The sequence below is a fragment of the Pantoea sp. XAF26B01_ASV70 genome (genome assembly GCF_054512635.1).
Genome location: NZ_CM137251.1, coordinates 3,260,100 through 3,274,583, shown reverse-complemented (window position 1 = coordinate 3,274,583; position 14,484 = coordinate 3,260,100). Strand labels below are relative to the sequence as shown.

At 58.2% G+C, this 14,484-nt stretch carries 15 protein-coding genes; 11 read left to right on the top strand and 4 right to left on the bottom strand.

Annotated features, from left to right (window positions below; genetic code table 11):
• The first annotated feature begins 127 nt into the window (after positions 1 to 127).
• Positions 128 to 577 carry a YaiI/YqxD family protein gene (locus ACX8ZY_RS15510; protein ID WP_010255266.1) on the top strand — a complete coding sequence of 150 codons (450 nt, stop codon included), beginning with the start codon at positions 128 to 130 and terminating at the stop codon, positions 575 to 577.
• 2 nt (positions 578 to 579) lie between these two features.
• On the opposite strand, the gene ACX8ZY_RS15505 is transcribed toward ACX8ZY_RS15510, so the two are convergent.
• Complete coding sequence (locus ACX8ZY_RS15505) at positions 580 to 1,293, bottom strand: DUF2076 domain-containing protein (protein ID WP_258992662.1); 714 nt, start codon at positions 1,291 to 1,293, stop codon at positions 580 to 582.
• 315 nt (positions 1,294 to 1,608) lie between these two features.
• Between ACX8ZY_RS15505 and aroL the strand changes: the two genes are divergently transcribed.
• From aroL to ppnP, 7 genes are all read left to right on the top strand, one after another.
• Positions 1,609 to 2,133, top strand: coding sequence for a shikimate kinase AroL (aroL, locus tag ACX8ZY_RS15500; RefSeq protein WP_132500136.1), 525 nt, complete (start codon positions 1,609 to 1,611; stop codon positions 2,131 to 2,133).
• A 111-nt stretch (positions 2,134 to 2,244) separates the two neighbouring features.
• Positions 2,245 to 2,436: a YaiA family protein gene (locus ACX8ZY_RS15495; RefSeq protein WP_010255272.1), complete on the top strand. Its 192-nt coding sequence runs from the start codon at positions 2,245 to 2,247 to the stop codon at positions 2,434 to 2,436.
• A 349-nt stretch (positions 2,437 to 2,785) separates the two neighbouring features.
• Positions 2,786 to 3,538 carry an IclR family transcriptional regulator gene (locus ACX8ZY_RS15490; RefSeq protein WP_258992657.1) on the top strand — a complete coding sequence of 251 codons (753 nt, stop codon included), beginning with the start codon at positions 2,786 to 2,788 and terminating at the stop codon, positions 3,536 to 3,538.
• 288 nt (positions 3,539 to 3,826) lie between these two features.
• On the top strand, positions 3,827 to 5,386 hold the full coding sequence (locus ACX8ZY_RS15485) for an OPT/YSL family transporter (protein WP_258992655.1): 1,560 nt from the start codon (positions 3,827 to 3,829) through the stop codon (positions 5,384 to 5,386).
• A gap of 10 nt (positions 5,387 to 5,396) precedes the next feature.
• Positions 5,397 to 6,329, top strand: coding sequence for a DUF1177 domain-containing protein (locus ACX8ZY_RS15480; protein ID WP_060679554.1), 933 nt, complete (start codon positions 5,397 to 5,399; stop codon positions 6,327 to 6,329).
• Position 6,330: 1 nt separating this feature from the next.
• Complete coding sequence (locus ACX8ZY_RS15475; RefSeq protein WP_010255292.1) at positions 6,331 to 7,011, top strand: AroM family protein; 681 nt, start codon at positions 6,331 to 6,333, stop codon at positions 7,009 to 7,011.
• 95 nt (positions 7,012 to 7,106) lie between these two features.
• Positions 7,107 to 7,397: a pyrimidine/purine nucleoside phosphorylase gene (gene ppnP / locus ACX8ZY_RS15470; protein ID WP_009091800.1), complete on the top strand. Its 291-nt coding sequence runs from the start codon at positions 7,107 to 7,109 to the stop codon at positions 7,395 to 7,397.
• A 643-nt stretch (positions 7,398 to 8,040) separates the two neighbouring features.
• On the opposite strand, the gene rdgC is transcribed toward ppnP, so the two are convergent.
• On the bottom strand, positions 8,041 to 8,952 hold the full coding sequence (gene rdgC, locus ACX8ZY_RS15465; RefSeq protein WP_022625153.1) for a recombination-associated protein RdgC: 912 nt from the start codon (positions 8,950 to 8,952) through the stop codon (positions 8,041 to 8,043).
• A gap of 146 nt (positions 8,953 to 9,098) precedes the next feature.
• On the opposite strand from rdgC, the gene mak reads away from it, so the two are divergent.
• On the top strand, positions 9,099 to 10,010 hold the full coding sequence (gene mak, locus ACX8ZY_RS15460) for a fructokinase (protein WP_010671180.1): 912 nt from the start codon (positions 9,099 to 9,101) through the stop codon (positions 10,008 to 10,010).
• An 83-nt stretch (positions 10,011 to 10,093) separates the two neighbouring features.
• On the opposite strand, the gene eat is transcribed toward mak, so the two are convergent.
• The gene (eat, locus tag ACX8ZY_RS15455; RefSeq protein WP_336998958.1) at positions 10,094 to 11,458 is read right to left on the bottom strand and encodes an ethanolamine permease; all 1,365 of its coding nucleotides are present in this window, start codon (positions 11,456 to 11,458) and stop codon (positions 10,094 to 10,096) included.
• A 249-nt stretch (positions 11,459 to 11,707) separates the two neighbouring features.
• Between eat and ACX8ZY_RS15450 the strand changes: the two genes are divergently transcribed.
• Together ACX8ZY_RS15450 and qhpR are read left to right on the top strand one after the other, a co-directional pair.
• Positions 11,708 to 12,712 carry a phosphotransferase enzyme family protein gene (locus tag ACX8ZY_RS15450; RefSeq protein ID WP_187484286.1) on the top strand — a complete coding sequence of 335 codons (1,005 nt, stop codon included), beginning with the start codon at positions 11,708 to 11,710 and terminating at the stop codon, positions 12,710 to 12,712.
• 162 nt (positions 12,713 to 12,874) lie between these two features.
• Positions 12,875 to 13,942 (top strand): AraC-like transcriptional regulator QhpR, encoded by a 1,068-nt coding sequence (gene qhpR / locus ACX8ZY_RS15445; protein WP_033766619.1) that lies wholly within the window; start codon positions 12,875 to 12,877, stop codon positions 13,940 to 13,942.
• On the opposite strand, the gene ACX8ZY_RS15440 is transcribed toward qhpR, so the two are convergent.
• Positions 13,939 to 14,169, bottom strand: a complete 231-nt coding sequence (locus ACX8ZY_RS15440) for a cell envelope integrity TolA C-terminal domain-containing protein (RefSeq protein WP_010255303.1) — start codon at positions 14,167 to 14,169, stop codon at positions 13,939 to 13,941. The two genes, qhpR and ACX8ZY_RS15440, sit on opposite strands and share 4 nt — an antisense overlap.
• Between the last annotated feature and the right edge of the window lie 315 nt (positions 14,170 to 14,484).

Here is a 14,484-nt window from a genome sequence, read left to right as displayed (position 1 = left end):
AGCTTACTTCAGCCAGCCTGAATAACAAGTCAGCCGGGCGCAGGCTGGAAAGCACGCCGCAAATAAAATTTGCCATTTAGGGGGAACCCGGCAAGATCTTACTCTTCTCTGACTGTAAGGAATCATGATGTTTATCTGGGTCGATGCCGATGCCTGTCCGAATGTAATCAAAGAGGTGCTCTACCGCGCAGCCGACCGCACCGCAACTACCATCACTTTTGTGGCGAACCAGTTTCTGCGTGTGCCGCCCTCACCGTATCTGCGCACCCTGCAGGTGCCTGCCGGATTTGATGTGGCGGACAATGAGATCGTCAGACGTTGTCAGCCAGGCGATCTGGTGATCACCGCCGATATCCCGCTGGCAGCAGAGGTGATTGAGAAGGGTGCGGCGGCGCTGAATCCGCGCGGCGAGCGTTACTCACCGGCGACGATACGTGAACGCCTGACGATGCGGGATTTTATGGATACCCTGCGGTCAAGTGGGGTGCAGACCGGCGGCCCCGCGGCGATGAGTCCGCGTGACCGCCAGCAGTTTGCAAATGAGCTGGATAGCTGGCTCACCCAGCAGAAACGCTGAAGTTAAACGAAGCTGTCGTCGTCGTAATCGTTGCCGCCAAAATCATTGAGATCGCTGTTGTCGGCATAATTACTGTCCCAGCCTGTATTCTGGTCGAGGAAGGCGTTGTCGTTACCGCCGTTAAAGGTATCGGCATTGTCATCGCCACCGTTGAAGGTGTTGAGATTGTCATTCACATCGGGCAGGGGTGGCTCATTGATGATATTCACAATCTCTTCCGGCTGTGAATGGTGGAACATGCTGGTCAGCATATCGGCCATCACCACACCGCCCGCCACACCCACAGCTGTCTGCAGTGCGCCGCCGAGGAAACCGGTGCCGCGTGGTGCAGGCGCTTGTGCAGGCGCATATTGCGGCTGAGCCGGTTGCTGTGGCGCACTGTTCCACGGTGACGATTGCTGTTGCTGCTGCACAGGCGGCTGCTGACGCGAACCGCTGCCAAACAGCCCGGACAGAAAGCCGCCGCTGCTCTGTGCAGGTTGCTGCTGTTGCTGGGCCAGCTGGCTTTCCAGCGCCGATACTTTCTCATTGAGTTTTTTCAGCGCCGCTTCCTGAATCAGGATCGCCTGTGCCATGTAGTAAGGCGCGCCCGGCTGCGCCTGCAGATGCTGGTTAATCAGTTGTTCGGCAGCGGCATCGCGTGCCACGGTCTGGCTTTCAGCCTGTTTCAGACGGCTGAACAGCCCTTCGATCAGTTGTTGTTCTTCGCGTTGCATGATGACTCTCCTGTGGCGATTGTTACCAGTATATGTGGGCGCCAGCGTGAAAAGTAAAATCGGGGCAGTAAGCAAATATTGCCGACGCATTTTAGCCGCTCTTTTGCGGAGTTTTTATCGCTCTGTTACGGCCCTGATGCACAAAACGTGCATGCATTTCCCCTTGAAAACACAAAGATTGTCGCTGTTCAGGGGACGAAAATGCGTAAATCGTGCCTGACAGGTAGAGGCCATAATAATTTCCAGTTATTATGCGTCGCATTAATAAGCTCACCATGCAGCCGCATCGCGCGGTCAGGCGGAGGAACGGCCCTGATGTCACTACCCATCTTTTTGATTGGCGCTCGCGGTTGCGGCAAAACCACGGTCGGCGAGGCGTTGTCGCGGGCGCTGGGCTACGCCTTTACGGATACCGATCACCATCTGCAACTCAGCACGCAGCGGAGCGTGACGGAGATTGTGGCGGAGGAAGGCTGGGAAGGTTTCCGCGCCCGTGAAACGGAATCGCTTAAAGCGGTAACGGCGCCCAAAACCGTCATTGCCACCGGCGGCGGCATGATTCTGGCTGAAGAGAACTGCCGTTTTATGCAGGAGCAGGGCCAGGTGATCTGGCTTAGCGCGTCCCCCGAGGTGCTGGCAGAGCGGCTGGAAAGTGAACCTGAAGCGGCCCAGCGTCCGACCTTAACCGGCCGTCCGATTGCTGATGAGATGAGTGATGTGCTGCGTGAACGTGCGCATCTCTATCAGGCTGCGGCCCATCATCAGGTGAATGCGATGCAATCGCCCGAGTGCGTGGTAGAGGAAATTCTGCTGTCACTCTCTCTGGCGCGCGCCAGCTAACCCTCAGATTTTTCCCGCTTTGATCCCGCTTCAGACGGCATTGTCTATACTTATCCTATGACAGGCAGCGGCCTGTCCTGTGGAATGTTATTCAGACAAGAGGGACACAGTATGCCGACCAGACCACCGTATCCACGTGAAGCGAAAGTTGTGCCTGTTGAAAAGGGCACTGAAGGTAATAAAGTAACCTCTTACGAATTGCGTGCTGATCATCCCAAACCGAATTCATTAATCAGTGAGCACGAAACGGAAGAAGAAGCGCGTGACGCTAAAGCGCGCTACGAAGACGTTGAAAAAGAGTAAAGCTTCACTGCTGGCAGGGACGCCAGCCTGTTACACCGGATAACTGCTTATTACTGACCCGCCTGACGCTGTGCCTGAACCACGCCTCTTTTTACTCCCACCTGAAGTCGATCGGGTTATTTAAGAAGCGAAATTGACGCAGATTTACTGTCGAATGCACTCTGCGTATGCTTCTGTTCTGCACTCTCCTTGTCTCACCAGATAAAGCCCCGCTAATCATTTTTATCCCCTTATTTTCTCTGCTGCCGATCTCTGTGTGAGTCAAATTGTCGCTTGACCGATTCAGCGCCACGTTTTATTTTCATCAAACCAACAGAGGAACTTAGTTCCATATAGTGGAACACGTAACATGACCACACTTGAAAATGCTGCCGCCGTACTTCGATTGTTTCAGCACAAAGGTGTGACGCAGGGGCATGTTGGTCTCTCATTCAGTGAGGTGGTTGAGGCGTTAAACCTGCCAAAAAGCACCGTTTCGCGTCTGCTGGCCACCATGGAAAGTCAGGGGCTGCTGGAGCGGAATGCGGATACGCGCGGTTATCACATTGGTCGCGTATTGCTGGCTGCCGCCGGACATTATCTTTCGGCACCGCTGGTTGACAGCGTTTCAGCGGCGATGGTCAGGCTGGCTGCGAAGACCGGCTGCATGGGTTACGTGTCGAAGCTCGACGGGCGGGAAGTATTAGTGATGCGTATGTTTCATGGGCGTCACTTTACGCAGATGGTCACGCCGCCGGGCAGTCGGATGCCGGCTGCCGCGACCTCAACCGGCCGGGCGCTGTTAGCGCAGTTAAGTGATGTAGAGGTGCTGGCGCGCTTCCATGATCAATGGCAGGTCGCATCAGCGAACTCGCCGCAAAGTCCTGAGGCACTCTGTGCCAGACTGGCTGAGATCCGCCAGCAGGGCTGGTCACTGGCCCGAAATGAATCGCTGCCAGGCATCAGTTCGCTGTCAGTTATTGTTCATAACAAACATCATGGCGAAACGGTGGCACTCTGCCTGTCGTTTCCGTCTATGGAGTCTGAACCGGGTTTCCCGTCAGAGCTCCTTGAAGCATTACGCGCAACGGCCACTGAGATGACCGAAAAATATGGCGCGTAACTTCACACCGTTTTTATCGGCGTAGTACTTTCGCCACACCAGGGAAAACAAAGGCCTTCGGGCCTTTTTCTTTCAATCTGATCGCCACGCTTTACGCAGCACTCCGGTTGCCTGTGTCCGTCTCTCATTGCCTCCTGTATCGGTTCAGCATGCGGAGGGACGACCATCTGCAGTGGCTGTTGCAATCTCTGTGCGCATCAGAGCAGTGAAACTGATAACCGGCGTAAACCGGCCAGCAGGCGGGTAGACGTTATTTCATTTCTTCTGGACAAGGACTGGCGGGGACATATGGAACGGGTAAATCCGATTAAGCACGTTGGCGTGGCACTGGTTTTAATTCTTCTCTCCATCGCGGGTGCCATTATTGGCATTCAGCTGATTACCACCATTGGCGTAACGCCTAACACCTCTATTATCGGCGCGCTGTTTGCCATGCTGCTGGCGCGTATTCCGCTGCAGGCATTTCGCCGTTATCGTTCGATTGAAATCCAGAACCTGGCGCAGACCGCCATCTCTTCAGCCACCTTTGGGGCGGCGAACAGTCTGTTGATGCCGATTGCCGTGCCCTGGGCGCTGGGTGAACCGCAACTGGTCCTGCCGCTGTTCTGTGGCGTCAGCGCCGCGATGCTGCTGGATGCCTGGCTGCTCTATCGGCTGTTTGATACCCGCGTCTTTCCGGCCAGTAATGCCTGGCCACCGGGCGTTGCGGCAGCAGAAGCGATCAAAGCGGGAGATAAAGGCGGACGCCAGGCGTGGCTGCTTGTGCTGGGTATCGTAGGTGGCGTCGTCGGTGCCATGCTGAAGATCCCGATGTCCGCCTTCGGCACCGCGTTTATCGGCAATATCTGGGCGCTGTCGATGCTCGGCATCGGTTTTCTGCTGCGTGCCTATGCGCAGCCGGTGGCCGGTATTGATATTAATGCGCTCTATATTCCACATGGCGTGATGGTCGGTGCCGGTCTGGTGGCGCTGATTCAGGTCGTGATGGTGATCCGCAGCCGCAAAAATGATGCGCTGGTGGTGAGCCGCAATGGCAATGAAGTGCAGCGGGCGCTGGGTTTCGGCAGCGTGGGTTACATCGTGATTTCGGCGCTGCTGGCGCTGGCGGGCGGCCTGTGGAGTGAGATGGGCATCGCGATGCTGCTGCTGTTTGTTCTTTATGCCGCGTTTGCTGCTTTCGCCCATGAACTGATTGTCGGCATTGCCGCTATGCACTCCGGCTGGTTCCCGGCCTTTGCCGTGGCGCTGATTACGCTGATTATCGGCATTCTGATCGGCTTCCCACCGCTGGCGCTCTGCCTGCTGTGCGGCTTTACTGCTGCCACCGGTCCGGCGTTCGCCGATATGGGTTATGACCTGAAGGCGGGCTTTATCCTGCGCGGCAACGGTGCCGATCTGCAGCAGGAGCTCTGGGGACGTCGCATTCAGCTCATCGCAGCTATGATCGCCTTTATTGTGTCGATTCCGCTGGTCTGGTACGCCCATACCTTCTTCTTTGCTGACAACCTGCTGCCGCCTGTAGCGCGGGTGTATGCCAAAACCATTCAGGCGGGTGCTGAGCCAGGTATCGCCGGTAATCTGCTGATGTGGGCGATTCCGGGTGCGATTATTCAGTTGATCGGCGGGCCGAAACGCCAGCTGGGCGTGCTGCTCGCCACCGGTTTATTAATTAATAACGCCATGGCGGGCTGGGCAGTGGTGGTGGGGATCGCCTTACGCATCGTAATCATCCGGATCTGGGGCGATCGGGGCCGGTCGCCTATGGAGGTGATGGCGGCAGGCTTTATTGCCGGTGATGCCCTCTACAGCTTCTTTCATTCGCTGTTTGCCAGCAGCAGCAAGAAATAAAGGATAAAGCATGAGTTTGCAGCAGACCCTGGCGGTTTTTGAGTTACTGGATAGCGCCCACATTGACGGACAGCAGGTGGTGGATCTCTTCGCGGCGTATCCTGATGTTGATGCCCGCTTTACCCGTGTCTCCGGTCCCAAAGGCCGCACCGATTTTGTGCGCATTGATATTCCGGGGACGCAGGGCAAATCAGGCGGCGGCAGTGCACCGACGCTGGGGATTATTGGTCGCCTTGGTGGCATCGGCGCTCGTCCTGGTCGTATCGGCATGGTGTCAGATGCGGATGGCGCGATCGCGGCCGTTGCCAGCGCGCTTAAACTGGCGCAGATGCAGAGCAAAGGCGACAGGCTCGATGGCGACGTCATCATTACCACCCATATCTGCCCGGATGCGCCAACGCGGCCGCATCTGCCGGTCGATTTCATGGACTCGCCGATTGACGATGTCACCATGAATAATAATGAAGTGGTGGCGGGTGTGGATGCGATTCTGTCAATCGACACCACCAAAGGTAACCGCATTATCAACCACAAAGGCTTTGCCCTGTCGCCGACGGTGAAAGAGGGCTACATCCTGCGGGTTTCGGAGGATCTGCTGCGCATCATGGAGATGACCAGCGGCCGTCCGGCGGTGACCTTTCCCATTACCACGCAGGATATTACGCCTTACGGCAATGGGGTTTATCACCTCAACAGCATTCTGCAACCTTCTACCGCCACGGATGTGCCGGTGGTGGGGGTGGCGATCACTGCCGAGTCGGTGGTGCCGGGCTGCGGAACCGGCGCCAGCCATGAAGTGGACATTGCGGCAGCGGCGAAGTTTGCCATTGAGGTGGCCAAGGAGTTTGGTCGTGGAACCTGTCACTTCTACGACGCCGAAGAGTATGCGCGGCTGATTTCACTCTATGGCAGCCTGGCGCATCTGCGTCACCGGAATCACTAAGATGACGAAACCACTGGTAACGCTGACTATCGGCCAGTCTCCGCGCAGCGATATTCTGCCGCTGCTGCGGCAGCATCTGCCGGATGCGCTGACCGATCACGCCGGTTTACTGGATGGACTCAGCGCGGCAGAGATTGCCGCACGCTTCGCGCCAGCAGCGGGCGACCGGGTTCTGGTGTCGCGGCTGCAGAGTGGTGAACAGGTGCGGCTGGCGGCCTCGAAAGTGGAGCAGGGATTGCAGCGCAAAATCAGTGCGCTGGAGCAGGCGGGCTATGCGACCATTCTGCTGCTCTGCACCGGTGAATTCAGCCGGCTCCGCACCCAGCGTGCGCTACTGCTGGAGCCGGATCGCCTCATTCCACCGCTCATCTGCGCCATGGTGCAGCAGCAGCAGCGGGTCGGCATTGTCGTGCCGGTTGAGGAGCAGATTGTTGAGCAGGCAGGTAAGTGGCAGCAACTGCCTGCGCAGCCCTGCTTTGCGGTCGCCAGTCCCTATCAGGGCGATCAGGCAACCTTCGCCGATGCCGCAAACAGTCTGAAAGCGCAGGGCGCAGCGCTGGTGGTGCTCGACTGTATGGGGTATCACCAGCAGCATCGGATAGGGTTACAGCAGCGGCTGGGCGTACCGGTTCTGCTCTCTAATCAGCTGGTGGCGCGCCTGGCGGCGGAGTTGCTTCCCTGAGTGAAGAGATCACAAACGGCCATCATTTCGCGTGACAGATCAGCGGGTTCCCTTCTACACTGCCAGACACACAACATGTGCTCTGGAGAACTATTATGCTCAACGTAAGTGAGTATTTTGACGGAAAAGTTAAGTCTATCGGTTTTGACAGTGCGAGCACCGGACGTGCCAGCGTGGGCGTAATGGCTGAAGGCGAATACACATTCGGTACCGGCCAGCCGGAGGAGATGACCGTGGTCAGCGGCTCGCTTAAGGTATTACTGCCAGGTGAAACCGAGTGGAAATGGTTTGAAGCGGGTTCGGTGTTTAACGTGCCGGGTCACAGCGAATTTCATCTGCAGGTTGGCGAGCCAAGTTCCTATCTCTGCCGTTACCTGAAAGATTAAAACATGGCCGCTTAGCGGTAATGCCAGTCAGTTAAGCGACAGGTGATAACGCAGTCTGGTGCCGGGCAGGGGCTGGCGGTCCTCGCGCCGCTGCGCGGTTCCTTCACTCCATTCCTCTGCCTGACGGACCGCCGGGGATGGCACATCCTGTGCCGCCCCGCCTTTCGCCCGCGTCCTGCGGGCTCTCCTGGCAGACTCATTCTGTTCAGCGCTGCGGATTGCCTGCCCCTGCCCGGCCCCGGCCTGCTCTGAAACTTCAGTGTGTATTGTTAAAAAGGGCACGAGAGTGGAGGCCTGAGCGCCTCTGCTGCTGAAAGGGCTATCCGCAGCGCTGAGGCGTGACGCCGGGCCAGAAGTCCACGCCGGGAAGCGTGGACAGTTCGGGGCCGGCCAGGGAGGGCCGATCCCCGAACGGTTCGTCGGCACGACGTCAAAGCCGAAGGTACCGCGTGAGCGGCGCGAGGACGGCCCGGCAGCAGCAGAGGCGCGCTGGCCCGCACTGCGGCTGGCTCGCCCGGAAAAAAAGCTGCCACGTTTGAACGTGGCAGCCTTTACAAATCTAATCTTAACTGAGCAGCATTAACGCTTAGCGGCCATTTTTTTGGCGAATATCGTCTGTCAGGATGATTCTGCCGGTGACTGATTAACGCTGGGCTTCGCCGCCCAACGCTTCTACCAGATTGCTGGTCAGTGCGGCCAGTTCGCTGGTCATCAGAATAAAATCCGCATCAAAGCGCTGTGCAAAATCTTCGCGGTCAATATCGTCGTTCTGGTCGCGCAGCGTGTCGCTGAACTTCAGACGCTTCACTGAACCATCATCGGCCAGCACGAACTGAATGCGCTCCTGCCAGTCGAGCGCCAGTTTGGTTACCAGCTTGCCCGCTTCGATGTGGTTGGCGATCTCATCGCACACCAGATCCTGTTTCTTGCAGCGGATAACGCCGCCATCTTCCAGCAGCGCTTTCAGCTCCGCTTCATCCATCAGGGCGAATCCGGCAGGCAGCTCGCCTGAACGTACCCATTCGGTCAGGGTCAGTTCAATCGGGCTTTCCAGCGTCAGCGGCACCACCGGCAGTGAGCCCAGGCTTTTGCGCAGTAGCGCCAGGGTATCTTCCGCTTTTTTTGCGCTGGCACAGTCAACCATAATCAGGTTGTTGACCGTGTCGATCCACAGGTAGGTCTGGCTGAAACGGCTGAAGGCGCGCGGCAGCAGGCTGTGCAGCACTTCATCTTTCAGCGAATCTTTTTCGGTCTTTTTGAGCTTGCGGCTCTGCTCAGATTCCAGCTTGTCGATTTTCGCTTCCAGCGCCTGTTTCACCACCGGCGAAGGCAGGATTTTCTCTTCTTTGCGGGCGCAAATCACAATCTGGCCTTTGTTTTCATGGGTCAGCGCATCGCTGCGGTTGCCCATCGGCGAGACCCAGCCGGTCTTGCTCATATCCTGACTGCCACACGGTGAAAACGTGAAGGCGTCGAGCTGCTTTTCCATCTCATCTGCGGACAGCGGAATGTCACGATTCAGACGATAAACCATCATATTTTTAAACCACAACATCGGGATTCCTTACCGTGGCGCGATCGGGCGCACAAGTCTGCGAGAGTCAGCGCGCATGATAGCGAAACATCGGAGTGGTTTCATTGCCTTTCCGGCAGACGCCTTTTACTGTATCTCTCACCTGAACGAATAACGAGGACGTAATCTTGCGCATAGGCATAGATCTGGGTGGCACCAAGACAGAAGTGATCGCATTGTCGGATAAGGGAGAGGAGCTGTTCCGCCACCGGGTGAATACCCCGCGTGATGACTATCAGGCAACGGTGCAGGCGATTGTCGATCTGGTCACGCTGGCGGAGCAGAAAACCGGCGCAACCGGCACGGTCGGCCTCGGTATTCCCGGCACGCTTTCGCCCTATAGTAAGCGGGTAAAAAATGCCAACTCCACCTGGCTCAACGGTCAGCCGCTGGATAAAGATCTGGCGCAGGCGCTGAACCGGGAAGTGCGTATCGCCAACGACGCCAACTGCCTGGCGGTGTCGGAAGCGATCGACGGTGCCGGTGCCGGACAGTCGCTGGTGTTTGCCGTGATCATCGGCACCGGATCGGGCGCCGGTGTGGCGATCAACGGTGAGTCGCGTATCGGGGGCAACGGCAATGCCGGTGAGTGGGGCCACAATCCGCTGCCGTGGATGGATGAGGATGAGCTGCGCTACCGTCAGGAAGTGCCCTGTTATTGCGGGCAGCAGGGCTGTATTGAGACCTTTGTTTCAGGCACCGGTTTTGGTATCGACTATCAGCGGCTGAGCGGCGTACATCGCAAAGGTGCGGAGATCGCCTCGCTGCTGGCGCAGCAGGATCCGATCGCCGAACTGGCGATGAGCCGCTATGAGCTGCGGCTGGCAAAATCGCTGGCGCAGGTGGTGAACCTGATCGATCCCGATGTGATTGTACTGGGCGGTGGGATGAGCAATGTGGATCGTCTCTATCAGACCGTGCCGGTGCTGATGAAGAAGTGGGTATTTGGCGGGGAGTGTGAAACGCCGGTGCTGAAGGCGCAGCATGGCGACTCCAGCGGCGTACGCGGTGCGGCGTGGCTCTGGCCGCTTAACGGCTGAGTTACCCGAGCATCCGCTGACGATTCAGCGCCAGAGAGACCCGGCGCTGAATCGTTAACCCACGGCACTCACCCGCGCCGCTTTTATTCGCCGACCAGCATACTGTCCTGCGGCGCCCGATCGCGCTGCGCTTTGGTGGCGAGGAAGTAGAGATAGCCTGCCAGCATGATGGCGAAAAACAGCGCGCCTATCACCGGATTAAACCACAGCATCGCCAGCAGACAGACCACCGACAGCAGCAGGGCGATGCCCGGAACAATCGGATAGCCCGGCGCGCGGAAACTGCGGACCATCTCCGGCGCGCTGCGGCGCAGTTTAAACAGGCTCAGCATACTCATGATGTACATCACAATCGCGCCAAATACCGCCATGGTGATCATCGCCGCCGTCAGCGTCATCCCCTGCAGATTAATCACACCATCGCTGTAAATTGCCGCGATACCCAGCACGCCGCCGAGAATAATCGCCCGATGCGGGGTCTGGAAACGCGAAAGTTTGGCCAGAGAAGGCGGCAGATAGCCCGCGCGTGCCAGGGCAAAAAACTGCCGCGAATAGCCGAGGATGATGCCGTGGAAGCTGGCAATCAGGCCAAACAGTCCAATCCACACCAGCATATGCATCCAGTTAGAGTCTTCGCCGACAATCATTTTCATCGCCTGCGGCAGCGGATCGTTAATATCGGCAAGTTTGCGCCAGTCGCCCGCGCCGCCCGCCATCAGCATCACACCTATCGCCAGCACCACCAGCGTCAGAATTCCGCTGATGTAGGCGCGGGGAATGGTCCGGGTCGGATCTTTCGCCTCTTCGGCCGCCATCGCCGCGCCTTCAATGGCCAGGAAAAACCAGATGGCAAAAGGAATGGCAGCGAAAATGCCGGAGAAGGCGGGCAGTCCGAAGCTGTCACTGCCTGCCCAGCCGTGTGCGGCGAAGTTCGCCAGGCTGAAGCCGGGTGAAACCACACCCATAAACACCAGCAGTTCAATCACCGCCAGCACCGTCACAACCAGTTCAAACATCGCCGCCAGTTTTACGCCGAGAATATTCAGCGTCATAAACAGCAGATAGGCGCCGACCGCCGCAGTCTTCGGGTTCAGTTCGGGATACTGCACGTTGAGATAAGCCCCAATCGCCATGGCAATCGCCGGTGGCGCAAAGACAAACTCAATCAGCGTCGCCAGACCGGCAATCAGTCCGCCGGTTTCGCCAAAGGCGCGGCGACTATAGGCAAATGGCCCGCCTGCATGGGGGATCGCGGTGGTCAGTTCGGTGAAGCTAAAAATAAAGCAGGTATAGAGCGTGGCGATTAACGCGGTGGTGACCAGAAATCCCAGCGTGCCCGCCACGGCCCAGCCGTAACTCCAGCCAAAATATTCGCCTGAAATGACCAGGCCAACCGCAATCCCCCACAGATGCAGGGTGCCCAGAGTGGGCTTGAGTCTGTTTGTCATTCTGTTATCCCCGTCGTTGTTGGTCTCACGCGGCGTTACACCGCCATTACGCTACAGTAAGGGGATAATGCCGTTGCATTACTCGCCACGACTTGACGCGGGCGCAGTGAATTCTGTCCTCCACGGTCAACTCACAGGCAACAACCGGGCCAGCTGCACGCTGCGGTCAACTTTGTCTCTTCCGGAGTCAAGCAGCTCACCTTCTGGCAACGCATGCTGAGATAACGCAAGTGACAAGGAGCCGGACTGATGAGCGCTAAACAATATGACAACCTGACTGATTCCCAACTCACCCTGATGGCGCAGCAGGCGCTGGCCTGTTATCCCGCCGCGCTGCAGGGCCAGCTCAGCCTGCTGTGCCGCTCAGAGAACGCCACGTTTCTGCTGCAGGCGGCAGGCCGGCGTTATGCGCTGCGGCTGCATCGCGGCGATTACCATCAAAAAGCCGACATCGTCAGCGAACTGCTGTGGCTCGATGCACTGCGCGAAACCGGCATTATGGTGCCGGAAGCGGTGCCGGACAAAGAGGGCGAAACCGTGCTGACGCTGCGGCTGCCGGAGGGCGGTGAACGCTACGTGGTGCTGTTTCACTGGATCGACGGAGAGATGCCGACCACCGACGTCGATCCCCGCGCTTTTCAGCAGCTCGGCCAGATCACCGCGCGGCTGCATCAGCACAGTAAACAGTGGCAGCCGCCTGCGGGTTTCCAGCGCATCATCTGGGATCACCACACCATGACCAGCGCAGAGAGTCACTGGGGACGCTGGCAGGATGCGCCGAATCTGAATCCTGCCGATCATGGCGTGGTAGAGCAGGCGATAAGCCAGGTCGGCGCGGCGATGACGCAGTTCGGTAAAGGATCGGATCGCTATGGCCTGATCCACGCCGATCTGCGGCTGACCAATCTGCTGCTGCACAAGGGCGAAACGCGGGTGATCGATTTCGATGACTGCGGGCTCGGCTGGTATCTGCACGATCTGGCGGCGGCGATCAGTTTTGTTGAGCATCATCCGCGCGCGCCAGAGTGGATCGATCACTGGATCCGCGGCTATGAGCAGGTGGCGCATATCAGCGATGCGGAGATGGCCATGCTGCCCGCGCTGTTGATCCAGCGTCGTATCCAGCTCACCGCGTGGGTGGGATCACATGCCGAAACCGAAATGGCGCGCAGCCTGGGATCGGCGTGGGCCAGCCACTCGGTTCGCCTCTGCCGCCGCTATCTGGAAGGTGAGCAGCTGCCGGTCGGCGTCTGATGCACCAGCGGCGGGCGTCGCTGCGCCGCCGCAGTGCCCTGCGCGTAGCCCGCGCGCCGCCCGGACAGCCCGCAGGCGGCGCGTCGGGCATCAGGGACCTGGTATGGAAATTGCTCGGATAGGAGTAACGGGTGATCCACCTGAATTCTGACTGAGGCGACCATGAATCCGACACTGATAAAGCCCGATGCGTTTGCGGCCTGCTCGGCAGCGGCGGGGGCAGGCAATCACGGCGTGCTGGCAGCGGCGGCGACCGGCTTAGGCGACTTTATTCATACCCAGGGCGGCGATGTTGATCGTATCTTCGGCATCAGCGGCATCGATCCGGAGCGCCTGGCCAGTCCGACGCTCAGCCTGGGGCTGGTTAACTACTGTCGGGTGCTGGAAGAGGCGGCGCGTCACTCCGGTTTTGATAACTTCGGTTTGCACTACGGCAGGCAGTTTAAACCGCAGTCATTAGGCCTGATCGGCTACATCGGTTTGTGCTCCGCCACGCTGGAACAGGCGCTGCATAATGTGGTCAACGCGTTTCCCTGGCATCAGCACGACACCTTAACCCGGCTGGTGGATAAGGGAGAGTGCTGGCGGCTGGATTATCAGGTGCGACATGGCGCGATCCTGTCGCGCCGACAGGATGCAGAGCTGACGCTGGGGATGTTTATGAATCTGATCCGCCACGTGGCAGGCAGACACTGGGCGCCGCGCGAAGTCCACTTTGAGCATCCGCGTCCCGGCCAGTGGCACGATCACTGCAAAGTGTTTGATGCGCCGGTCTGGTTCGATCAGCCGTTTAATTCACTGGTGATCCCCAAGCGCGATCTGCTGCGCGCCATGCCGGAGAGCGATCCGATCCTGTTGATGGTGATGCAGGATGCGATCCGGCGGCTTAACCGTGGGACGTCGCAGCAGAGCATGATTGAGCAGGCGCGTTCGCAGGTTAATTTATCGCTGATGCAGGGTGAGCCGGTGCTGGAAGAGGTGGCGGATAAGCTCGGACTGTCGAGCTGGTCACTGCAGCGGCGGCTGCGCGAAGAGGGCAGCAGCTTTACCGCGCTGGTCGATCAGGTGCGCTGCGAAATGGCGACACACTATCTGCAGCAGAAGCAGCTGCCCATCTCTGAGATGGCGCTGCTGCTGGGCTACTCGGAAGTCAGCGCGTTTTCACGCGCGTTTCGTCGCTGGTTTGGCATCAGTCCGCGCCAGTGGCGTCAGGAAGGTCTGGCCAGCTAACCGCGCGGCGCAAAGCCGAACCACGCCGGTTGTCCAGGCTCCGGCGGCGGCGGCAGATCGCGGGTCTGCGCGACCAGCTGCCAGGCGCGCAGGCAGAGCGCTTCATCACCCTGCGTCTGGGTCACCGCATAATGTCTGCTGTGTGGTTGCCACTCCATCCGTACCAGACATTGCTGACCGGCGTAACGCGCCGCATCGCTGAACTGCCGGTTCAGTACTGGCTGCATTTGATTAGTCCAGTGACAGGATTGGCTGTCTGGATCTTTCGACGGCTGACAAAGGTTTGCCACGCTATCCCGTTGCTTTGCCACAGGATGCTGACAGGCGCTGAGCGACATTGCAATAATCACCCCCGGCAACATTCTCATCGTTATATTAATTAAATTCATTTAACTGGCCAACTTTCCTTAAAGATCTTCCGGTCTGCTGCCGACAGTCTACAGACCGGCATCATGAATGCTATGGCATTACTCCGACTGTCGACAGAACCAGAATTTACCGCCATGGCGCGGGTTACATCTCTTTCACTTCATGGATTAGAA